This is a genomic window from Pseudomonas sp. UBA5666, from assembly GCF_002420785.1.
Lineage (GTDB): Bacteria > Pseudomonadota > Gammaproteobacteria > Pseudomonadales > Pseudomonadaceae > Aquipseudomonas > Aquipseudomonas fulva.
In genome coordinates, this window is the sequence record NZ_DIIQ01000048.1 from 19,673 (window position 1) to 40,510 (window position 20,838).

The following is a 20,838-nucleotide window of genomic DNA, read 5'->3' on the forward strand; positions in this document are numbered from 1 at the left end:
TCTGCGATGGACATTTTTACATTAGGTGTCGGATATCGCCACACAAAGCATGTTCAGTTCGCTCCAGGCCTCAGCCCTGGGGCGCGTCAGCAGGCCGCCATGGATGGCCTGCGTGTGTTCGTTCACACCTCCTGCGCGCATTAGCACTGATGTACAGGTGAAACCGCCAGCCATCGGGGTTTCACGGTTTTCCTTGGATAAAAAGAAGCACGGGGTACACAACTGATGGACGCAACATCCACAACCACCACCGCGAACGGCGGGCACGAGAGCAAGCTCAGTGCCTCGCTGAAGTCGCGCCACCTGACGATGATGTCCATCGCCGGGGTCATCGGCGGCGCCTTGTTCGTAGGATCCGGCAGCGTGATCCACAGCGCCGGGCCGGCCGCGGTGCTGGCCTACCTGGCAGGCGGCATCCTCGTGGTGCTGATCATGCGCATGCTTGGCGAAATGGCAACGTCTTCACCCGACACGGGCTCGTTTTCCACCTATGCCGACCGCGCCATTGGGCGCTGGGCTGGCTTCACCATCGGCTGGCTGTACTGGTGGTACTGGGTCATTCTCATGGCCTGGGAAGCCTACGTAGCCGGCAAGATCCTGCACGGGTTCTTCCCGGACGTCAGTGTCAACGTGTTCGTGCTGGCCACGACGTTGCTGCTGATCACGGTCAACTTCTTCAACGTCAAGCATTACGGGGAGTTCGAGTTCTGGTTCGCGCTGATCAAGGTCATCGCGATCGTCTGCTTCCTGATCGTCTGTACCGCAGCGGTGCTCAACATCTGGCAATTCGGCGAGGTGCGGGGCATTACCCACCTCACCGCCGAAGGGTTCATGCCCAATGGCATCACCACGGTCATCGGAGCCTTGCTGGGGGTGATGTTCGCATTCCTTGGCGCCGAGATCGTGACCATTGCGGCCTCCGAGGCCAAGGACCCGGCTGCGCAGATCGTCAAGGCCACCAACTCGGTGGTATGGCGCGTGTGCCTGTTCTACGTAGGCTCGATCTTCCTGATCGTTTGCCTGGTGCCGTGGAATGACCCGCACCTGGGCGTCTCCGGCTACGGCGCCTATCGTCGTACCCTTGAGCTGCTGGGCGTGCCTTACGCCGAGTTGCTGATGAACTTCGTGGTGCTGACCTCGGTGAGCAGTTGCCTGATCTCCGGCCACTACACCGCCTCGCGCATGCTGTTCTCCCTGGCTCAGCGTGGCGACGCGCCGTCGTTCTTCAAGATCACCCGTGCCGGCACTGGCGTGCCGGTGTACGCGATAATGGGCTCGTGCGCGGTGGCGGTGGTGTGTGCGCTGATCAACTTCAGCGAGACCCTGCGCCCCAAGGACGTACTCGACACGCTGATGAACACCACGGGCATGATTGCCCTGCTGGTGTACCTGGTGATCGCGTTCTCCCAGCTGCGCATGCGCCGCAAGCTGATTGCCGAAGGCAAGGAAGTGCGCCTGAAGATGTGGCTGTTCCCGTGGCTGACCTACCTGGTGATCGCCTTCATCGTGGCAGCCCTGGTGACCATGGCGTTCATGCCTGACTACCAGATCCTGGTGATCTCCACCGGCATCGCGGCGGCGCTGGTGGTGGCGATGGGGGTTGTGCACCAGATGCGCAGCGCGCCTCGACACTAAGGCTCATTGGTTTTGCGAAGCGGCCGGCTCCCTCAAAGGGGCCGGCCGCTTCGCGTTTTGGGCGACAGATGGCATATGCTTCAGAGCATCGCTCATCGGAGAACGTCGCCATGTCCTGGTCTGCAACCCAGTATTCCTTGTTCGAAGACGAACGCACCCGGGCGGTGCGCGATCTGCTGGGGGCCGTGCCGCCGCGCCCGGTGCGACACGCGACCGACCTGGGCTGCGGGCCGGGCAATTCCACCGAGGTCCTGCTGCAACGTTGTCCCGACGCGCAGGTGACCGCGCTGGACAGCGACCCAGACATGATCGAGAAGGCCCGAGCGCGCAAGCGGCTGTGCATCCCGCGCGTGCACATGGTCACGGCGGACATCGCAGGCTGGTCCGCCCCTGAGCCCCAGGACCTGATCCTGGCCAACGCCTCGTTGCAGTGGGTGCCCGACCACGGGCAGCTCTACCCGCACCTGGTGCGTCAGCTCAGCGAAGGGGCGAGCCTTGCGGTGCAGACGCCCGATAACCTGGAGGAGCCCGCGCACACCGCGTTGCGCGAGATCGCCCGCCGGGGCCCGTGGGCGGCCAAATTCGACGACTTCACGTTGCCGCCGCGCCATGGCGCGGCGTTCTACTACGACCTGTTGAGCCCGCTGTGCGCCCGCGTCGAGGTGTGGCGCACCACCTACCACCACCCGTTGGTCGACGGCGCTGAGGGCGTGGTGCAGTGGTTCAAGGGTTCGGCCTTGCGGCCTTACCTGGCGCGGCTGCAGCCGCAGGAGCAGGAAGACTTCCTGCAGATGTACCTGCAGGCCATGCAAAGCGCCTACCCGCCAGCGTCCGACGGCAAGGTGCTGCTGGCGTTTCCGCGCTTATTCGTGGTTGCCACCCGTTAAGTCGTCGGGTGAGGTGTCGGTGCAGCGCAGACGGTTGTCGATCCTTCCCCATAGGCGTATAAACTGCTCCCACTTTTTGTGCCGGTCGCTTCCTGAACCGGCCGTTGAAACAAGAGAGTCGACATGGGCGCACAGTGGAAAGCCAAACATAAAGAAGCCGCGGCCAATGCCAAGGGCAAGGTCATGGGCAAGCTGTCCAAGGAAATCCAGATTGCCGCCAAATCCGGCGCCGACCCGGACATGAACCCGCGCTTGCGCCTGGCCATCGAACAGGCCAAGAAGGCCTCGATGACTCGCGAAACCCTGGAGCGAGCCATTCGCAAGGGTGCCGGCCTGGATGGCGATGCCGTGCAGTATGCGGCTGTCAGCTACGAAGGCTTTGCCCCGCATCAGGTTCCGCTGATCGTTGAATGCCTGACTGACAACGTCAACCGCACAGTGGCGCAAATTCGCGTGTTGTTCCGCAAGGGTCAGCTAGGGGCCAGCGGCTCGGTCTCCTGGGACTTCAATCATGTCGGCCTGATCGAAGCCACCCCCAACGGTGACGCTGATCCTGAGATGGCTGCAATCGAAGCCGGGGCTCAGGACTTCGAAGAAGGAGAAGAGGAGGGGTCTACCCTGTTCATCACTGATACCACCGACCTGGACGCTGTGCAGAAGGCCCTGCCGGTGCACGGTTTCACCGTCACGTCGGCCAAGATCGGCTACACCCCGAAAAACCCGGTGAGCGCTTCGAGCCTGAGCGCCGAAGCCCTGGCCGAAGTCGAGGCGTTTCTTGAAGCCATCGACGAAAACGATGACGTCCAGAACGTCTACGTTGGCTTGACGCAGTAAGCTCGAGCCCCCTTTGCCGATGCTGCCCATTGCCAGGCGTGTTGTACAGGTGATGGCGGGGCAGCGCTGCACCGGGGCGTGCCCCGAGCTGGAGCTGCCGTGAATCCTGCCTTTGCCACGCTCAGCCTTGCGCACCTGCGTGCGCTCGACCACCTGCTGCAGGTGAAGAACCTCAGTCGGGCGGCTGAGCGCCTGGGCATGAGCCAGTCGGCCTTGAGCCGTCAACTGGCTCAACTTCGCGAGGCCTTCGACGATCCGCTGCTGGTCCGCCAAGGCCGGGGCTACGTACTGAGCGAGCATGCCCAGACGCTACGCGAGCCCTTGCGCCAGGTGTTGGACGAGCTGCAGGCACTTCGTCAGCCTGCCGTATTCGAGCCTGCCCGCTGCCAACGCCGCTTTTGCCTGGCTGCTTCCGATTATGTCGCCGAGCATATGCTGCCTTTGCTGGTGACGACGCTGGAGCAGGAAGCGCCAGGCATCAGCCTGGAGTACCGCACCTGGCAAGCCGGGCAGTATGACTTGCTCGCCAGTGGCGAGATCGACCTTGCCACCACCCTGTTCGACGAATCGCCGCCCAATGTGCACGGGCGTCTGCTCGGCGAGGATCGGGCGGTGTGCCTGATGGCGCAGGACCACCCCTTGACTGTCCATGGGTGGGTTTCGCAAAGCGATTACCTGGCGTGCAGGCATGTACGGATCTCCGGGGGCGGGGACAAGGACAGCTTCATTGACCAGCACCTGCGTGCACAGGGCCTGCAACGGCGCATCAGCCTGCAAGTGCCGTTTTTTTGCGCCACGGTAAAGGTGGTCGCCACCAGCCAGGCAGTGGCTACCGTACCCGAACACATCGCCCGCCAATTGTGCCGCCTGCATCCGCTGGCCTGGCGACCGTTGGGGTTCGTCGAGCACAGTCAGCGTTATTGGGTGGTGTGGCACCAACGCCTGCAGGCATCGGCCGAGCATCGCTGGTTTCGAAACCGGGTGTTCGAGCTGTGGCGCCAATCGCAATTCGGTGTACAGGGCGGCCTTGCGCATTTGCCATAGCAGCTATGCGCAAGGCGCGGTTCTTCGCGCAGGCGACGCGCTCTACACTGCTCTCTGCCAGCCGCCGGCGCGCATTGACCGCCATCAGGCGGTGAGGCGCCCACCACAGGAGCACGTGCATGACCCCCGAAGAGTTTCGCCAGTATGGCCATCAACTGATCGACCTGATCGCCGATTACCGCCAGACCGTGCATCAGCGTCCGGTCATGGCCCAGGTCGAGCCCGGTTACCTGAAGGCGGCCCTGCCGCCGGCCGCGCCGCAACAGGGCGAGCCCTTCGACGCGATTATCAAGGACGTGGATGAGTTGATCATGCCGGGCCTGTCCCATTGGCAGCACCCGGATTTCTACGGTTATTTTCCCTCGAACGGGACGTTGTCCTCCGTGCTGGGGGACTTCCTGAGTACCGGGCTTGGCGTACTGGGGTTGTCGTGGCAATCGAGCCCAGCATTGAGCGAACTGGAAGAAACGACCCTGGACTGGCTGCGCCAGATGCTCGGCCTGTCGCCGCAGTGGAGCGGGGTGATCCAGGACACCGCCTCGACCAGCACCCTGGTCGCGCTCATCTGTGCCCGTGAGCGCTCGAGTGATTACGCCTTGGTCCGTCACGGGCTTCAGGGCCAGGACAAGCCCCTGATCGTGTACGTCAGCGCCCATGCCCATAGTTCGGTGGACAAGGCGGCGTTGCTGGCAGGCTTCGGTCGCGACAATATCCGCCTGATCGCGACCGATGAAGCCTATGCGCTGTGTCCGACTGCGCTGGAGCAGGCCATCGAACAGGACCTGGCGGCTGGCAATCGGCCGTGTGCGGTCGTCGCCACCTGTGGCACCACCGCCACGACGGCCCTCGATCCGCTGCGCGCCATCGGCGCCCTGGCCCAGCAACATGGCCTGTGGCTGCATGTGGACTCGGCCATGGCCGGCTCGGCGATGATAGTGCCCGAGTGCCGCTGGATGTGGGATGGGATAGAGCTCGCCGATTCGGTCGTCGTCAATGCGCACAAATGGCTAGGGGTCGCGTTCGACTGCTCGGTCTATTATGTGCGCGATCCCCAGCACCTTGTGCGCGTGATGAGCACCAACCCCAGTTACTTGCAGTCTTCGGTCGATGGGCAGGTCAAGAACCTGCGCGACTGGGGCATACCCTTGGGGCGCAGGTTCCGCGCGTTGAAACTATGGTTCATGTTGCGCGCAGAAGGTGTCGAGGCCTTGCAAGCCCGGCTGCGCAGGGACATGGACAATGCCAGGTGGCTGGCCGAGCAGGTGCGCGCGGCCAGCGACTGGCAGTTGCTCGCCCCAGTGCCGTTGCAGACGCTGTGCCTTCGGCATTGCCCTGAAGGGATGGCCGGCCAGGCGCTGGACGCTCACACCCGAGCCTGGGCCGAGCGCCTGAATGCATCAGGTGACGCCTATGTAACCCCCGCCGTACTAGACGGGCGCTGGATGGTACGTGTATCGATCGGCGCCCTGGACACTGAGAGGGAGGACGTGCAACGCCTCTGGGCCAGGCTGCAGCACGTGGTGCAGGGCTGACAACTGCGGCGCAGGTAACCGTTGCCACGAGAAAAAAGAGACTGCGGTGATGATTGAACTTCCGCGCTCCCGGTATCTCTTCTAGAATCCTGCTGCCACGCCCAATCGGGGCGTGCGCGCGGCTTCATAATGGCGCAGCGCGGTTTTGCGTCCACTTCGAGAGAGCCATGAGTTCCAGTACCCCGCTTTCCGGCGTCAACCAACCGCTTCGTGGCATCGTGTTGGTGGTGTGCGCCACGTTCATGTTCGCCAGCCACGACGCTTTGTCCAAGTTCCTGGGGGGGCTGTACCCCATCGTGATGGTGGTGTGGGCGCGGTACGTGGTGCACACGCTGTTGATGGCTGGCATTTTCCTGCCTCGCTCTGGCCTCAACGTGTTGCGCACCCGGCGCCCGCTGCTGCAAACCTTGCGCGCTTTGAGCCTGCTCAGCACCAGCCTGCTGTTCACGTCCGGGTTGCAGTACCTGCCGTTGGCCGAAGCAACTGCGGTCAACTTCCTTGCACCTGTACTGGTCACTGCCTTGTCCGTGCCACTGCTCAAGGAACGGGTCACGGTAGCGCAGTGGGTGGCAGTGGTATTGGGCTTTCTCGGGGTGCTGATCGTCGTGCACCCAGGCGGGGCCCTGTTCACGCCCGCCATCCTGTACCCGTTCGGCTCGGCGCTGGGCTTTTCCTTCTACCAACTGCTGACCCGCATTCTGGCGGCGCACGACAGCCCGACCACCAGCAACTTCTATGCAGGGCTGTGCAACACCCTGGCCATGAGTGCGCTGGTGCCGTTTTTCTGGGAAACGCCGCGCTGGGACCATGCCTTGCTGATGCTGGCGCTGGGTGGTTTCGGCATGACCGCTCATTTGCTGCTGACCCAGGCCTTCCGTTTGGCAGCGCCTGCGCTGTTGGCGCCCTTCAGCTACTGCCAGATCATCTTTGCGGGCCTGCTGGGCCTGGTGTTCTATGGTCAGACCCCCGATACGCTCAGCCTGATCGGGATTTGCGTGATCTGCCTTAGCGGGCTGGGGGCAGCCTGGATGCAACGGCGGCGTTAGCCACTGGCCATTGACACTGCAGATGTGAAAGGCAGTGCTGCTGCCAATTCGAAGTCGCTTGGGTACAAACGTGCTTGCCGGTTGCGTGCTGCAATGATTTCAGGCGGCCGGCCTGATTTGCGTGCTCACAACCCCAAGGAATCACGCTCATGCACATGCCCGATACCCTCAGAATTCGCAATGGCCAGAAGGCCGTGGCGACGTTCTCGGCTCAAGAATATGCCCGCCGGCATGCCGAGGTGCGCGCCCTGATGAGCGCTCAGCAGCTCGAAGCACTCGTCTTGACCTCCTATCACAACGTCAACTACTACAGTGACTACCTCTATTGCGCGTTCGGACGCGCCTATGCCGTGGTGATCACCCCTGATCAGGTCGTCCTGATCAGCGCCAACATCGACGGCGGTCAGCCGTGGCGCCGGTCGGTCGGCACCGACAACATCGTCTACACCGACTGGCGGCAGGGCAGTTTTTTCACCGCCCTGCGCCAGGCGCTACCGCGGGCAGGACGCATCGGCGTGGAGGGCGACCACCTGACGCTACACACCCATGCCGCGCTCGCGGCGTGCTACCCGCTTGCCGAGCTGGTCGATATCAGCACCGCCTGCATGCGCTTGCGCCTGATCAAGTCGGCTGAAGAGCAGGCCCTGATCCGCCAGGGGGCACAGGTCGCCAATGTTGGCGGCGCGGCGGTGATCGAGGCGCTGGCTGACCAGGCGCCGGAGTTCGAGGTAGCCATGCATGCCACCCAGGCCATGGTCCGGGACATTGCCAGGCGCTTTCCCGACAGCCAGTTGATGGACACCTGGACGCTGTTCCAATCCGGGCCCAACACCGATGGCGCCCACAACCCAGTGACCAGCCGTCGTGTGAGCAAGGGTGAAATCCTCAGCCTCAACTGCTTCCCCATGATCAGCGGCTACTACACCGCATTGGAACGCACACTTTTCCTCGATCATTGCCCGGACGAGTACCTGCGCCTGTGGCAGGTGAACGTCCAGGTGCACGAGGCAGGCCAAAGCCTCGTCCGTCCAGGCGTACGTTGTTGCGACATTGCCGCTGAGCTCAATGAAATCTACCGCCAGCACGACCTGCTTCAATACCGCACCTTCGGCTACGGCCATTCCTTCGGCGTGCTTTGCCACTACTACGGGCGTGAGGCCGGCTTGGAGTTGCGCGAGGACATCGACACCGTACTGGAGCCGGGCATGGTGGTGTCGATCGAGCCCATGATCATGCTGCCCCAGGGCCTGCCAGGGGCAGGCGGCTATCGCGAGCATGACATCCTGGTGGTGACCGAGCAGGGGGCAGACAACATTACCCAGTTCCCCTGTGGGCCGCAGCACAACGTCATCTGCCAATAAGCGACAAGCGCGCTGTCATCGCAAAGCTGCCAGGCGGCGCTGCGCAGAAGGCGAAACACCGAACAGTCGGCTGTACGCCTTGGAAAAGTGCGCCGCCGAGCCGAAGCCGCAGGCCAGCGCGACGTCGCCAACTGGCGCGTCGCCTTGCAGCAGCAACTGCCTGGCGTGGGACAACCGCAGTTCCTGGTAATAGCGTGTGGGCGTGCGTTGCAGCTGGTGCTTGAACAGGCGCTCGAGCTGGCGCACGGTGATGCCGTTCAGGTTGGCCAGCTCGCTGGGCGCCAAAGGCTCCTCAAGGTTGGCTTCCATGATTGCAACGACTTGGCTTAGCCGCGGTTGCGCAGTGCCCAGCAAGGTCCTTAGCGAAACGCGCTGACGTTCGCGCTCGCTACGCACACGGTCGCACAGCAACAGTTCGGCGGCCTTGGCGGCAATGCCCTGGCCGCTCGGCTCGCGAGCCACCAGTTGCAGCATCATGTCGATGGCGGCGACACCGCCTGAGCAGGTGTAACGGTCGCGGTCCAGTTCGACCAGCTGCTGCGAGCATATGATGTTCGGGAAGCGTGCTCGCAGCGTTGGCAGGTCCTCCCAATGAATGGTACAGCGGTAGCCGTCGAGCAACCCCGCCTTGGCGAGCAGGTAACTGCCGGTGCAGATGCCCCCAATCGGCAGGCGTTGGTTGGCCCGTTCGCGCAGCCAGCGCAGGTAAGCCCCGGTGGCAGGGCCGCGCTCGATGGGATTAGGGCCCACTACCAACAGTACGTCCAGCGCTGGCGCGTCATCGAGCGTGCAATCGGGCAGCACGCGCATGCCGTTGCTGGCGGTGACCGGCGCCCCTTGTGCCGCGATCAGTACGCTGCGAAAAACAGGCCGGCATGCCGCCAGGTTGGCCATGCGCAGGGTTTCGACCGCCGACGCCAGGCCGATGGTGGTGAAGTTGGGCATGATCAGAAAACCGAATGTCTTGACCGTGCCGGACTGCGGATTTACCGAAGCGGGGTGGACCATTGGGCGATTCCTGTGCAAGCTGGGGCATAGTTTGCCCAGAAGGTGGCTGCAAGTGAACCCAGAAAACCTGTTGGCCCAGTTGCCCGGCTACCCGTTGGCTGCCGATGCGATCGAAGTGCTTCCGGATGCCCAGGCCTACCGGGCCTGCTTGCTCGAGCGTATCGGCGCAGCCACCCGGCGTATCGTCATCGTGGCGCTTTACCTGCAACATGACGAGGCCGGCCAGGAGGTGCTGGACGCACTCTATCAGGCCAAGGCGGCGCGTCCAGCGCTTGAAATAACTGTCGTGGTGGACTGGTTCCGGGCCCGGCGTGGCCTGCTGGGGGCGGGCAGGCAGCCTGGCAATGCAGCCTGGTACCAGGCCGAACGCCAGAGCCGCCAATTGGACATTGCGATCCATGGCGTGCCTGTGCAGACCCGCGAGCTCTTCGGAGTGCTGCACCTCAAGGGCAGCATCATCGATGACTGCGTCATCTACACCGGCGCCAGCCTTAACAACGTCTACCTTCATCGGTTCGACCGTTACCGGCTTGATCGCTACCACCTGTTCCACAGCAAGGCCCTGGCCGACTGCATGGTCGACCTGGTGCAGCGGCTGCTCCACCCGCAGGCCACGCCGCGCCTGGACCTTCCAGCGCCTTCCACCGCCGATCTTCGCAGTGACATCCGCCGCCTGCGGGCACGGATGCGCCGGCTTACGTACGCACCGGGCCCTGCAACCGAGCCGGGGCACCTGCGGGTCATTCCGCTGATCGGCGTTGGCAGGCGCAATGCCTTGAACAAGACCGTGTGCGCGCTACTGGCCGTGGCCCGGGAACGTATCGTCATCAGCACACCGTATTTCAATCCGCCTCGCGTCGTGATGCGCGAGATTGACGATGCGTTGGCACGAGGCGTGCGGGTAGAGTTCATCGTCGGCCATCGTACCGCCAATGACTTCTACGTCCCTCCGGGAGAGCCATTCCATGCCAGCGGGGCATTGCCTTATCTGTACGAGGACAACCTGCGGGCCTTTGCGCGGCGTCGCGAGCCTTTGCTGGCCAGCGGTCAGCTGAAGATCAGGCTGTGGAACGACCCAGGACACACCTTTCACGCCAAAGGCGTGTGGGTCGATGAGCGTTATTGCCTGCTGACCGGCAACAACCTGAACCCACGCGGCTTCAACCTGGACCTGGAAAACGGCCTGCTTATCGATGACCCCCTTGGGCAATGGCGGGGGCCGTGCGAGAAGGAACTCAGCGCATTGCGTGAGCACGCCCCGGCTATCGATTCTGCCCGCGCATTGGGCGTCAAGGCCGAACACCCCAAGCCCGTGCGCAAGCTGCTGCGCAGGCTACGCTATAGTCGGTTGGAGCCGTTGATCAAGCGGGTGTTGTAGGGCAGGGACGGGTAGTTGGCCTGCTCGATGGTCGATTGCGTTGATCGGCCAGGCACGCTGTTGGTCCACCCAGTGCATCCCAGACAATAGGCGCTCAAGGAATGGAAGCAGCTTTTGGCACTGATTCGCCGCGCAGCCGTGTGATGCGCCATCTTGTATTTGCCTTTTCGAGCCTGTTTTTGTTGGCGATGACGCTGGGGCTGGTGTCGCTGTACCGCATCGCCGTTTCGCTCGATGAGCGGGAGCTGGAACAAAGCCGATTTCATGCGGGCGCGGCCCTGGCACAGTTGCACAAGACCGAGCGCAGCTACCTGTGGACCCATGCTTCCTGGCAGGCTGCCTACGATCATCTGGCGCGTCCAGCAGACCGGCAATGGGCGTTCGATGAAGGTAACGTGGGTGCCACGCTCTACAGCGATGATGGCTATGCAGGCGTGTTCGTCCTTGACGATCAGGGTACGCTCTATGCGGTCGTGCAAGGGCGTTTGACCGACCTGGGTTTCGATCACTTCAGCCCCGAAGGCCATCGCGTCCTGCAACAGGCCCGCCAGGCCATGGCGCAACAACAACCGGCATCGGGCTACGTCATGTTTGCTGGCCAGCCTGCGGTCTTCACCTCTGCCGTGATACGTCCTCCTGCGCTCGCCGACAGCCTGGCGGAGCATAACTCGGTGATGGTCTTCATTCGGATGATCGAAGCCGACTTGCTGAGTCAGATGGGTAAGACGGCCGGCCTCACGGACCTGGCTATCACCGCGAGCGACTATGCTGCGCAAGACATGGGGCATTTGCCACTTCAGGAGGTTCCCTATCGTTTGACCTGGCGCATGGACCAGCCCGGTAGCGATTTGCTGCAAGCGGTGTTCGCACCGCTGGCTGTGGCGCTGCTCATCATCCTGGCGCTGATGGTACTGCTCGCACGCTATGCCATGCGCACCAGCGCCGACATTGACCGCAGCTACCATCAGCTGGCTATTTCCAAGCGGGCACTGGAGGCCAGCGAAACGCGCTTCAAAGCCGTGGCCGAGGCGGCCTCCGACTGGATCTGGGAGACCGATGCGCAGCAGCAGCTGATCTATCTTTCACCACGCTTTGCCGAATTGACCGGGCACGACGCCCAGAACTGGCTGAATCAGCCGATCTGCACCTTGTTCGATTGTGAAACCGGTCATGTCGAAACCTGGCTGCACGGCCTGGGCGCCAGCGAGTCTACCGGCACGCTGCGCTGCCAGTACCTGGACAAGGCCGGGCAGCGACGCGAATGCCGAATTGCGGCCAGAGCCATCATCGAGCACAACATCTGCAAGGGATTCCGCGGAACCTGTACCGACATCACCGATGAGGTGGCAGCCCATGCCCGAATTCAGCACTTGTCCCAACATGATGCCCTGACCGGGCTGCCCAACCGCAACAAGCTGTTCCGCTTCCTCGAGGACAGTGCCAAGGTGTCGCGGGCCGTGCTGATGCTCGACCTGGACAACTTCAAGCCGATCAATGACAGCCTCGGCCACCCGGCCGGTGATGCGGTGTTGATGGAGGTGGCGATGCGGCTCGGTCAAATGACCCGTTCCAGCGATCTGGTCGCGCGCCTGGGTGGCGATGAGTTCGTGATTGTCCTGATCGCACCGGGCGCGCGTGATGAACTCGACCGGTTCTGCGCCCGGCTCATCGACATCCTCAAGCAGCCAATGGCGGTGGAGCACCATAAGGTCCAGGTAGGCGCCAGCCTGGGTGTGGTCATGTCCGACGATTACCCGGGTGGCCCCAGCGACCTGATCCGTTATGCCGACGTGGCGCTGTACGGGGCCAAGCAATCGGGCAAGAACACATGGCGGTATTTCTCCACGCAGATGAGCGCTGCGCTGCTTGAGAAGCGTGTACTCGAACAGGAGCTGCGCGAGGGCATCCCCCGTGGGGAATTACGTTTGCATTTCCAACCGCGGTTCAAGGTGGATGGCGTAACGATCGCCTCCGCCGAAGCGCTGGTGCGCTGGGAGCACCCCCGCCTTGGGTTGTTGATGCCGGATGATTTTGTCGGCTTGGCCGAACAAAGCGATGTGATCGTGTTGCTGGGCAATTGGGTGCTGCAGCAAGCGTGCAGTGAGGCGGGCGCTTGGCCGCTCGAAGTGATCGTGTCCGTGAACATGTCGCCTGCCCAGTTCAGCCGTAGCGACGTGGTGCGCGATGTGGCCGAGGCTCTGCGCACCACCGGGCTACCTGCACACCGGCTGGAGTTGGAGATCACCGAGAACGTGATGCTCAACGATGTCGAAGGCGCGCTGCAGACGATGAACGCGTTGAAGGAACTTGGCGTGCGCTTGAACATGGACGACTTCGGGACAGGCTATTCATCACTGGGCTACCTGCGTACCTACCCGTTCGACAGCATCAAGATCGATCGTCGGTTCGTTCAGTCGCTGGGCAAGAGCAGCAGTGACCGCAGCGTGGTGCAGGCGATCATCAGCCTGGGGAACGCAATGGGCATGACGGTCACGGCCGAGGGGGTGGAAACAGCTGAGCAGCTCGCCTTGCTCGGTGATGACCAGTGCCATGAGGTCCAGGGATACTTTTTGAGCCGGCCGGTGAACAATCAGGCGCTGATCAAGTTGATGACCTCGGCGGCCACTCCGTCATATACCTCGGATTGAACAGGCCTGGAGGGGCCTTGCCGGGGCGCCGGACCGGCAAGATTCAGGTTTCATGCACACCCGGTCACAGCAGCAGGAAAGTCTGGCGCACGCGGTCGTCAACTGCTCTGAAAATCCTGCGCGAGCGCATACAATCGCCGCCTTTACGAACCACTTCGATAGGCTACACCCGCCATGGCGCTAGACCCACCTACCATGCTCACCATTTCCATAGCCCTGGCGGCAGCGGCTGCGCTTTACCTGGCGATAGAGTGGCGCAGTGTCCGCGAGTCGTCGCTGCTTTACTGGAGCGCCGGTTTTGCGACCATCACCGTCGGTTGCACGCTGGCGCTGCTGCGAGGCGTTGGCCTTTTATTCATCGGCATCTGGTTTGCGAATGGCCTGCTGGTCGTGGCCCATGGGCTTTTCCTGCTAGGCGTGCTGCGCTTCACCCAAGACCGAATTTCGCGCTCCTGGCTGGTGATCGTGCTGATCTGGTTCGCGCTGTTATTGCTGCCTGCAGGCCCGGAGTGGTCGAAAGTCATGCTGATGGCCAACTCGCTGCTGGTTGCCGCCCTGACCCTCAAGGCCAGTAGCCTGCTCCAGCCCCATGGGCAATCGCTGAGCGTAGGTGCAGTCCAGTTGCGGTATGTGCTTCTGGTGCATGGGTTGTTCTACGTGATCAAGGCGATCATTGCGATTGCGCCGGGCACGTTGATTGACCTGGCCAGTTTCGGAGGGTTGATCATCCAGGTCTCCCTGGTGGAAGGCGCCATGGCGATCATGATGATCGCCTTGTCGATGACAGGCACGGTTCGTTACCGTCGCGAAGAACGTATCGCTCGGCTGGCAGCACGGGATCCGCTGACTGCGCTGTACAACCGGCGTGCCCTGGAAGTGCGTGCGGGGCCTTTCTTCAAGGAGGTCAGCAATGTACGGCCTGCGGCGTTGTTGTTGATCGATATCGACAACTTCAAGCTGGTCAATGACCTGCATGGGCATGCGGCAGGGGACAGGTTGCTGGTGGCGTTGAGTGAAATGATTCGTACGGTGTTACCAGAGCGCTCTTTGGCCGCGCGGTTAGGCGGGGATGAGTTCGTGATTTTGCTCAGTGGGGCGAGCCGTGAAGGCGTCCTGGTGTTGGCCAAGGGTTTGCGGGAGCAGTTTCAGGCCTACGCCGGCGGGGCGGTACCGACACCTGCAGCGGTGACGTTGAGCATTGGGGTGAATGTGTTTGACCAGGCGCCAGCGAGTCTGGCGGCGTTGATCGAGCAAGGGGATGCGGCGCTGTACGCGTCCAAGCGCGCAGGGCGGAATAGCATTCGATTCGTAGAACGGCAGGTCGCCAGTGGTGGGTTTTCTTGAGTGACGTATTAGCGTTGCCGGCCTGAACTAAGTGCGCCGTGGGCGTACCGGTACAGCCCTGTAGGTCTCGCTGCCCGCGTGATGGGCCGCAGAGCGGCCCCGGCAAGGCCGCTCAACGGAGGCCGCTAGGTGCCTCGCTGCGAACCGTGGGTCACGTCACCACCTGATAGCAAGGCACATAAGCCGCCCCGCCCGGCAACTTCATCCGATGCTGGTCAACGAAGGCTTGCAACAAACGCCCCAGCGGATCCAACACAGCACTGTCACCGCGAATCTGATAGGGCCCATGCTCTTCGATCAGGCGGATGCCCTTGTCCTTCACGTTACCCGCCACAATGCCGGAAAACGCCCGGCGCAAATTGGCTGCCAGCTCATGGGGTGGCAACTCGCGACGCAAATCCAGGTCAGCCATGGCCTGGTGGGTGGGGTCGAAGGGGCGCTGGAAGCTCTCTTCGATCCGCAGCAACCAGTTGAAATGAAACGCATCGTTGCGCTCGCGACGGAACTGCTTGACCTGTTTGAGCCCCTCGACCATGTGGCGCGCCACTTCAGCCGGGTCGTCAATGATGATCTCGTACAACCGATGCGCTGCCTCGCCGAGCGTCGCGCCGACGAATGCATGCAACTGCTGCAAGTAGGGCTCTGCACTGCGCGGGCCCGTCAGCACGACCGGGAAGGGCACATCCTGGTTATCCGGATGCATCAGGATCCCCAGCAGGTACAGAAACTCTTCTGCCGTGCCTGCACCACCCGGGAAGATGATGATGCCGTGGCCGACCCGCACGAACGCCTCCAGGCGCTTCTCGATGTCTGGGAGGATCACCAGTTCGTTGACGATCGGGTTGGGCGCCTCGGCAGCGATGATGCCTGGCTCCGTCAGGCCCAGGTAGCGGCTGCCTTGCATGCGCTGTTTGGCATGGGCAATGGTGGCACCTTTCATCGGGCCTTTCATGACGCCCGGGCCGCAACCGGTGCACACGTCCAGTTTACGCAGGCCCAGTTCATGGCCCACCTTCTTGGTGTACTGGTATTCCTCGGTGCTGATCGAGTGACCGCCCCAGCACACCACCATCTTCGGCTCGACGCCAGGGCGCAAGGTGCGGGCGTTGCGCAGCAAGTGGAACACGTAGTCGGTGATGCCTTGAGAGCTTTCCAGATCGATGCGCTGGCTGGCCAGCTCGCTTTCGGTATACACGATATCGCGCAAGGCGCTGAACAGCATCTCCCGGGTGCTGGCGATCATTTCGCCATCGACGAAGGCGTCCGCTGGGGCGTTGAGCAGTTCAAGGCGAACGCCTCGGTCCTGCTGATGGATGCGTACTTCGAAATCCTGATAGGCCTCGAGGATGGTCTTGGCATTGTCGACATGGGCGCCGGTGTTGAGGATGGCCAGGGCGCACTGGCGGAATAGGGTGTAGAGACTGCCGGAGCCGGCTTCGCTCAGTTGCTGTACTTCACGTTGGGACAGCGTTTCTAGGCTGCCCTTGGGGCTGACGGATGCATTGATGACATGGCGTTGGGGCATCTAAGTCTTTCCTGTGCGGGTAAAACATCCTTCTTTCACCACACCATACCGAGAAATGGAAGCGGCAACGAGAGGCCTGCAAAAAAAGCCCGGTACTTCATGGCCGCTCCAGCTGCGCGCATTGGCAAACAATCAGCCCACCAGCCGTTGCACGGCGAGGGTAATGGCCAAGCCACCCCCAAATAACCACATGTTCAGAATCGCCCCAGTCGCCAGCACGCGAGGCCCAGCATGGCGTATCTGCTCGAACCGAGTTTCCATGCCCAGTGCCGTCATGGCCATGGTCAATGCGAAGGTGTCCAGGCCGTTGACGGCCTCGCGCAGGTTGGAAGGTAGAATCTGAAGGGAATTGATCGCCACCAGTGCCAGAAACCCAAAAGCAAACCAAGGCACCGAGAGCCGACCCTTGCCGGGCACCACGCCAGCCCGTGGGGTACGGCTGATCCACAAGCCAACCAGTAACAGGACGGGCACCAGCAGCATCACGCGCGTCATTTTCACGATGGTTGCTACATGGCTGGCGTCAGGGCCAAGGGTACTGGCGGCGCCTACTACTTGAGCCACTTCATGGAGCGTGCCACCCAGCCAAAGCCCAGCGGTCTGGGCATCCAGGTGCAGCCAGCCGGCCTGAATCAAAAAGGGATAGAAAAACATCGACGCCGTGCCGAACAGCACCACGCTGCCCACGGCCACCGCACTTTTATGCGGCGCGCTGCGCAGCGTCGATTCAAAAGCCAAAACGGCCGCAGCCCCGCAGATGGCGCTGCCCGCAGCCGTAAGCAGGGCCGTCTCCCGGTCAAGCCCGAGCAGTTTCATGCCGCACCACACGCCTATCGCCAATGTGCTGCTGATCACCAGCAGCGAGATCACCAAGCCAGGCCAGCCAACGTGTGCAATTTCCTGCAGGCTGATCCGCAGGCCGAACAAGGCCACGGCTACACGGAGCAGGGCCCGGGCGCAGAAGTGTATGCCCGGGCCATAGCCGGCCGGCAGGCGATCTTCCAGCACATTGCCGCAGAACGCCCCGGCAATAATGCCAAGGATCAACGGGCTGAGGCCAAGTTGGACAAAAAGGGGCAGGGCAGCCACCTGGCTGACGCCAAGGGCGAGAACCGTAACGAAAATCACGCCCTTGAGCACTGCGCAGCGGTGCGCGACAGGTGCGTCAGGGGGCGTACTAGAGGCGGGTGTCATGGGATTCTCCAGCGAGCGGAATCAATGAGCACCACAATAATTTGGTTATAAGCTTATGAAAAATCGTAATCTGGAATGCAGAGTATCCATTTAGCTGATAGTTTTGCGGAATGACCCCTGAACAGCTTATAACCTTCGCCGTCGTCGCCGAACATGGCAACATCAGCCATGCAGCAGTGGCCCTGCATCTGTCGCAGCCGGCGGTGTCTGGCCAGCTCAAACTCCTGCAGGAAGCGTTCGGTGAGCCTCTTTATCATCGGGCCGGGCGCGGGGTGCGCCTCACGGCAGCAGGCGAACAGCTCCTGGCGCATGCGACTCGGCTGCGCGATACATTCGATCAGGCCCGGTTACTTCGCGAAGCAATGCGCGGCCTTCAACGAGGCACATTGCGGATCGGTGCCAGCACTACGCCTGCAAGCTACCTGCTCCCGTACCTGATCGCCCAGTTCAAGACACTCTACCCGCAGGTAGCGATTACCACCGTACAGGGCAACACCGCCGAAATCGTCGGTGCTCTGGGTAGCGTGGATTTGGCGTTGATAGAAGGGCCACCGGGGCGAGACCTGCCCGTGGGCACTGGCGTGACGGAGTGGCTTGAGGACGAAATCGTCGCCATCGTCCCGGTCGCACACCCTTTGGCTGGCGCCGAACCTCGCTCCTTGAAGGACGTGGCAGGCTTCCCATTAGTGCTCCGTGAGCAGGGTTCGGGCGTGCGCCAGGTCGTCGAGCAAGCATTTGCCAACAATCAACTGCCGATGAAGATCGGCCTGGAGATTGCTGGCGTAGAGGGGGTGAAGGAAGCAGTGCGCGCAGGTATGGGCGTAGGCTTCGTGTCCGCCCTGTCGATTCGTCATGAAAATACGGTCTTGCGCAAGGTCCGGGTGGGGCCGCGTTCACTGACTCGTCGGTTCTCGATAGTGCTGCCCCACGCAGGCTCACCCTCTCGAGCGGCTGCCCGCTTTCACGATCTGTGTGTGGCTTTCCTCGGCGCTTCGGCCTAGCGACGCGGCGAGTTACGACGATACTGGCCGTTGAACTGAGGCTGACCGTGCTCGCTGGCGTAGAGCGAAGCCAGGCAATAACTCGCCGGTGATCAGGGCCAGCGGCCCGGCGGCCACGCCGCACGTGTGCTGCCAGGGCCGCCAGTACTTCATCAGAAATCGTCTTTCGGGCTCTTCTTGAAGGTCCAGTCGGTGTGCTTGCGCGCTTGGAGAAAGCTGTTGCAGTTGGCGGTAAAGGTATTGCGATTGGCCTCTTTGGACAAATCCGCCAGAATTTTCTCCTGCATCTGCGGGGTACAGTTGTCAGCGGTAGGCTCGGGCACCGTTTCCTCGCTGCAGCCTGCGAGCAAGGCTGCCAAGCCCATTGCCGTGACCAGCTTTGCCAATTTGATGTCCATATCGCGATCGTTCTCCTGGTGCGCTGAAAGTGGAGTTGAGTGTTGAACCGGAAGGCATGATACGGACCCAGGCCTTGCAATGCCACCTGCAGAAAGTCACGCGCCTACGTTGAACACATGCTTCAAATAGGCCACGAAATTTTCATCCCGGCACTGTGTTTTCCCAGGGCTGTCCGAAATCTTGGCTACCGGCGCACCGTTGCAGGCTGTCATCTTGATCACCATGTTCATCGGCTCGACCCCTGGGATGTCGCAGGTCAGGCGCGTCCCGATGCCAAAGCTCACGTTGATGCGCTCATGCAATGCGCGGTAAAGCTCAAGCGCTTTCGGCATGTCCAGGCCGTCGGAGAAGATCAGGGTCTTGGTCTTAGGGTCGATGCCCAGCCGGTGGTAGTGCGCGATGGCTTTCTCCGCCCAGGCAAGCGGGTCGCCCGAGTCATGGCGCAGGCCATCGAAGAGCTTGGCGAAATAGAGGTCGAAGTCGCCAAGGAAGGCATCCATGGTGATGCAGTCGGTAAGGGCGATACCCAGCAGGCCGCGGTACTCGCGCACCCAGCACTCCAGGGCTGCCGCCTGGCTGTCCACGAGGCGAGGGCCCAGCTGCTGGTGGGCCATGAACCACTCGTGCGCCATGGTACCAATCGGCCGCAGCTCGTACTCCCGCGCCAGGTGCACGTTGCTGGTGCCGACGAAGCGGCCTGGGAAGTCGCGCTTGAGGATGTGCACCACCTCTTCCTGCACCCGGTAGGAGAAGCGTCGGCGAGTGCCGAAATCCGCTAGCTGAAAGCCTGCCAATTCTTCACTGCTGGCCTCGGCCCTGAGCCAGTCGAGGTTGCGGTACAACTGTTCGCGTACCTGTTCGATCACCACTTCACGGTAGCGGTAGCGGTTGCGAACCTCGCTGATGATCGCCAGCAACGGGATTTCGTACAGAATGACGTGCAGCCAGGGGCCGCGCACGCGTATCGCCAACTGGCCGGCGTCGTCGAGGCCAACATGCACGTAGCGCAGGTTGAAGCGGAACAGGCTCAGGAAGCGGATGAAGTCAGGCTTGATGAAGGCGATCTTCTCAAGGTAAGCAAGCTGGTCCTGGGTGACCGTGACTTCGGCGAGTTGCTCGACCTGGTAGCGGATTTCTGCAAGATACGGGGCCAGGTTCTCACCGTTGCGGCAGCGAAACTCCCACTCCACCTCCGCATTGGGATAGTTGTGCAGCACCGCCTGCATCATGGTGATCTTGTAGAAGTCGGTGTCCAGCAGGTTCTGAACGATCCGTGGGCCAAATACGCTGTCACTCATGCTGCTTGCTCCTTGATCAGGGCCAGTTGATGGTCGAGGGCCGACTCGTCGCCGCACAGCTTCACACCTTCGCCAGCCAGGGCGCCGCAGGCCTCTATCGCGCCGGCCTGGGTCAGGGCACGGCAAGCCGGTAGGTACAGCAGCACCTCGAACCCGGCCTGACGCAGTTGCCGGGCAGTGGTGCGCACGCAGTAGTCGAGCGCCAGGCCGCCTACGATCACGGCACCCACCTGATGCACCTTGAGGTATTCGATAACACCCGTGGAGCGGCGTTCGGCCAGGTCGTGATAGCAGGCGCCATAGGGATGCAGGTCGGGCTCCACGCCTTTCCACACGAAGTAGTCGTACTCGATGGGGGCAGGGAGGCCCGGCAGCAGCTCGAAACCGGGGGTACCAGGGATGCAGTGGCTGACCCAGGTGAGGTCCGCATTGGCAAGTGTCAGCGGCTGCAGCATCTGCGTGGCGTCGGCCACCACCCACGCGGCATTGGCGGGATGCGCGTCCTTGCTGCCCAGCCGCAGGTCGGCCCGCTGTGCCATGGCGTTGAGGTCGGGTGCGATTTCGTGACCGTCGGGGACTGGGAGTTCCTGAGGCGCATGGCACGTGAAGCCTAGTTGTGCGTCGACATCGAAGCTGGCGATTTTCATGGTGGCTCTCCTCGCTGGAATGGCTACATAATCCATCTGGTGAACTATGTATGTCAA

The 20,838-nt window shown here is 62.2% G+C and carries 17 protein-coding genes; 11 read left to right on the forward strand and 6 right to left on the reverse strand.

The window, feature by feature from the left end:
• Positions 1 to 225 precede the first annotated feature (225 nt).
• The 7 genes from B2Y33_RS21020 to B2Y33_RS21050 all read left to right on the forward strand — a co-directional run bounded on the left by B2Y33_RS21020 (position 226) and on the right by B2Y33_RS21050 (position 8,339).
• A complete protein-coding gene (locus tag B2Y33_RS21020) occupies positions 226 to 1,635 on the forward strand; it encodes an amino acid permease (protein WP_027914808.1) in 1,410 nt (469 codons plus the stop codon).
• Between the two features lie 110 nt (positions 1,636 to 1,745).
• Positions 1,746 to 2,522: a trans-aconitate 2-methyltransferase gene (gene tam, locus B2Y33_RS21025; RefSeq protein WP_027914809.1), complete on the forward strand. Its 777-nt coding sequence runs from the start codon at positions 1,746 to 1,748 to the stop codon at positions 2,520 to 2,522.
• A gap of 123 nt (positions 2,523 to 2,645) precedes the next feature.
• Positions 2,646 to 3,356: a YebC/PmpR family DNA-binding transcriptional regulator gene (locus B2Y33_RS21030; protein WP_023535102.1), complete on the forward strand. Its 711-nt coding sequence runs from the start codon at positions 2,646 to 2,648 to the stop codon at positions 3,354 to 3,356.
• 99 nt (positions 3,357 to 3,455) lie between these two features.
• A complete protein-coding gene (locus tag B2Y33_RS21035) occupies positions 3,456 to 4,400 on the forward strand; it encodes a LysR family transcriptional regulator (protein ID WP_206405490.1) in 945 nt (314 codons plus the stop codon).
• A 119-nt stretch (positions 4,401 to 4,519) separates the two neighbouring features.
• Positions 4,520 to 5,932, forward strand: coding sequence for a DOPA decarboxylase (locus B2Y33_RS21040; RefSeq protein WP_125922282.1), 1,413 nt, complete (start codon positions 4,520 to 4,522; stop codon positions 5,930 to 5,932).
• 167 nt (positions 5,933 to 6,099) lie between these two features.
• Entirely contained in the window at positions 6,100 to 6,978 is an 879-nt protein-coding gene (locus tag B2Y33_RS21045; protein ID WP_023535082.1) for a DMT family transporter, read from the forward strand.
• Positions 6,979 to 7,127: 149 nt separating this feature from the next.
• On the forward strand, positions 7,128 to 8,339 hold the full coding sequence (locus tag B2Y33_RS21050; RefSeq protein WP_027914812.1) for a M24 family metallopeptidase: 1,212 nt from the start codon (positions 7,128 to 7,130) through the stop codon (positions 8,337 to 8,339).
• Between the two features lie 15 nt (positions 8,340 to 8,354).
• On the opposite strand, the gene B2Y33_RS21055 is transcribed toward B2Y33_RS21050, so the two are convergent.
• Positions 8,355 to 9,347: a GlxA family transcriptional regulator gene (locus tag B2Y33_RS21055; RefSeq protein ID WP_027914813.1), complete on the reverse strand. Its 993-nt coding sequence runs from the start codon at positions 9,345 to 9,347 to the stop codon at positions 8,355 to 8,357.
• A gap of 52 nt (positions 9,348 to 9,399) precedes the next feature.
• Here B2Y33_RS21055 and pssA point away from each other — a divergent pair, with 52 nt between their 5' ends.
• The 3 genes from pssA to B2Y33_RS21070 all read left to right on the forward strand — a co-directional run bounded on the left by pssA (position 9,400) and on the right by B2Y33_RS21070 (position 14,717).
• Positions 9,400 to 10,725, forward strand: a complete 1,326-nt coding sequence (gene pssA / locus B2Y33_RS21060; RefSeq protein WP_027914814.1) for a CDP-diacylglycerol--serine O-phosphatidyltransferase — start codon at positions 9,400 to 9,402, stop codon at positions 10,723 to 10,725.
• Between the two features lie 101 nt (positions 10,726 to 10,826).
• Entirely contained in the window at positions 10,827 to 13,373 is a 2,547-nt protein-coding gene (locus tag B2Y33_RS21065) for a bifunctional diguanylate cyclase/phosphodiesterase (protein ID WP_206405491.1), read from the forward strand.
• Between the two features lie 195 nt (positions 13,374 to 13,568).
• Positions 13,569 to 14,717: a GGDEF domain-containing protein gene (locus B2Y33_RS21070; protein ID WP_241194902.1), complete on the forward strand. Its 1,149-nt coding sequence runs from the start codon at positions 13,569 to 13,571 to the stop codon at positions 14,715 to 14,717.
• Positions 14,718 to 14,868: 151 nt separating this feature from the next.
• Here the strand turns inward: B2Y33_RS21070 and ppnN are convergent, their stop codons facing one another.
• Positions 14,869 to 16,242 (reverse strand): nucleotide 5'-monophosphate nucleosidase PpnN, encoded by a 1,374-nt coding sequence (gene ppnN, locus B2Y33_RS21075; protein WP_023535126.1) that lies wholly within the window; start codon positions 16,240 to 16,242, stop codon positions 14,869 to 14,871.
• Between the two features lie 132 nt (positions 16,243 to 16,374).
• Positions 16,375 to 17,436, reverse strand: a complete 1,062-nt coding sequence (locus tag B2Y33_RS21080) for a YeiH family protein (RefSeq protein WP_206405493.1) — start codon at positions 17,434 to 17,436, stop codon at positions 16,375 to 16,377.
• A gap of 110 nt (positions 17,437 to 17,546) precedes the next feature.
• Here B2Y33_RS21080 and B2Y33_RS21085 point away from each other — a divergent pair, with 110 nt between their 5' ends.
• Positions 17,547 to 18,437, forward strand: coding sequence for a LysR family transcriptional regulator (locus tag B2Y33_RS21085; protein WP_027914818.1), 891 nt, complete (start codon positions 17,547 to 17,549; stop codon positions 18,435 to 18,437).
• Positions 18,438 to 18,589: 152 nt separating this feature from the next.
• Here the strand turns inward: B2Y33_RS21085 and trbK are convergent, their stop codons facing one another.
• The 3 genes from trbK to B2Y33_RS21100 all read right to left on the reverse strand — a co-directional run bounded on the left by trbK (position 18,590) and on the right by B2Y33_RS21100 (position 20,781).
• Positions 18,590 to 18,835, reverse strand: coding sequence for an entry exclusion lipoprotein TrbK (trbK, locus tag B2Y33_RS21090; RefSeq protein ID WP_023535077.1), 246 nt, complete (start codon positions 18,833 to 18,835; stop codon positions 18,590 to 18,592).
• A gap of 96 nt (positions 18,836 to 18,931) precedes the next feature.
• Positions 18,932 to 20,134: a nicotinate phosphoribosyltransferase gene (gene pncB / locus B2Y33_RS21095; RefSeq protein ID WP_028686376.1), complete on the reverse strand. Its 1,203-nt coding sequence runs from the start codon at positions 20,132 to 20,134 to the stop codon at positions 18,932 to 18,934.
• Entirely contained in the window at positions 20,131 to 20,781 is a 651-nt protein-coding gene (locus tag B2Y33_RS21100) for an isochorismatase family protein (RefSeq protein ID WP_027914820.1), read from the reverse strand. Before B2Y33_RS21100 ends, pncB begins: the two co-directional genes overlap by 4 nt.
• Positions 20,782 to 20,838: the final 57 nt, after the last annotated feature.

Coding starts and splice junctions, on each gene's coding strand:
- B2Y33_RS21020 (WP_027914808.1), top strand. CDS start 226: ATGGACGCAACATCCACAACCACCACCGCGAACGGCGGGCACGAGAGC.
- tam (WP_027914809.1), top strand. CDS start 1,746: ATGTCCTGGTCTGCAACCCAGTATTCCTTGTTCGAAGACGAACGCACC.
- B2Y33_RS21030 (WP_023535102.1), top strand. CDS start 2,646: ATGGGCGCACAGTGGAAAGCCAAACATAAAGAAGCCGCGGCCAATGCC.
- B2Y33_RS21040 (WP_125922282.1), top strand. CDS start 4,520: ATGACCCCCGAAGAGTTTCGCCAGTATGGCCATCAACTGATCGACCTG.
- B2Y33_RS21045 (WP_023535082.1), top strand. CDS start 6,100: ATGAGTTCCAGTACCCCGCTTTCCGGCGTCAACCAACCGCTTCGTGGC.
- B2Y33_RS21050 (WP_027914812.1), top strand. CDS start 7,128: ATGCACATGCCCGATACCCTCAGAATTCGCAATGGCCAGAAGGCCGTG.
- B2Y33_RS21055 (WP_027914813.1), bottom strand. CDS start 9,347: ATGGTCCACCCCGCTTCGGTAAATCCGCAGTCCGGCACGGTCAAGACA.
- B2Y33_RS21065 (WP_206405491.1), top strand. CDS start 10,827: ATGGAAGCAGCTTTTGGCACTGATTCGCCGCGCAGCCGTGTGATGCGC.
- B2Y33_RS21070 (WP_241194902.1), top strand. CDS start 13,569: ATGCTCACCATTTCCATAGCCCTGGCGGCAGCGGCTGCGCTTTACCTG.
- ppnN (WP_023535126.1), bottom strand. CDS start 16,242: ATGCCCCAACGCCATGTCATCAATGCATCCGTCAGCCCCAAGGGCAGC.
- B2Y33_RS21080 (WP_206405493.1), bottom strand. CDS start 17,436: ATGACACCCGCCTCTAGTACGCCCCCTGACGCACCTGTCGCGCACCGC.
- B2Y33_RS21085 (WP_027914818.1), top strand. CDS start 17,547: ATGACCCCTGAACAGCTTATAACCTTCGCCGTCGTCGCCGAACATGGC.
- trbK (WP_023535077.1), bottom strand. CDS start 18,835: ATGGACATCAAATTGGCAAAGCTGGTCACGGCAATGGGCTTGGCAGCC.
- pncB (WP_028686376.1), bottom strand. CDS start 20,134: ATGAGTGACAGCGTATTTGGCCCACGGATCGTTCAGAACCTGCTGGAC.
- B2Y33_RS21100 (WP_027914820.1), bottom strand. CDS start 20,781: ATGAAAATCGCCAGCTTCGATGTCGACGCACAACTAGGCTTCACGTGC.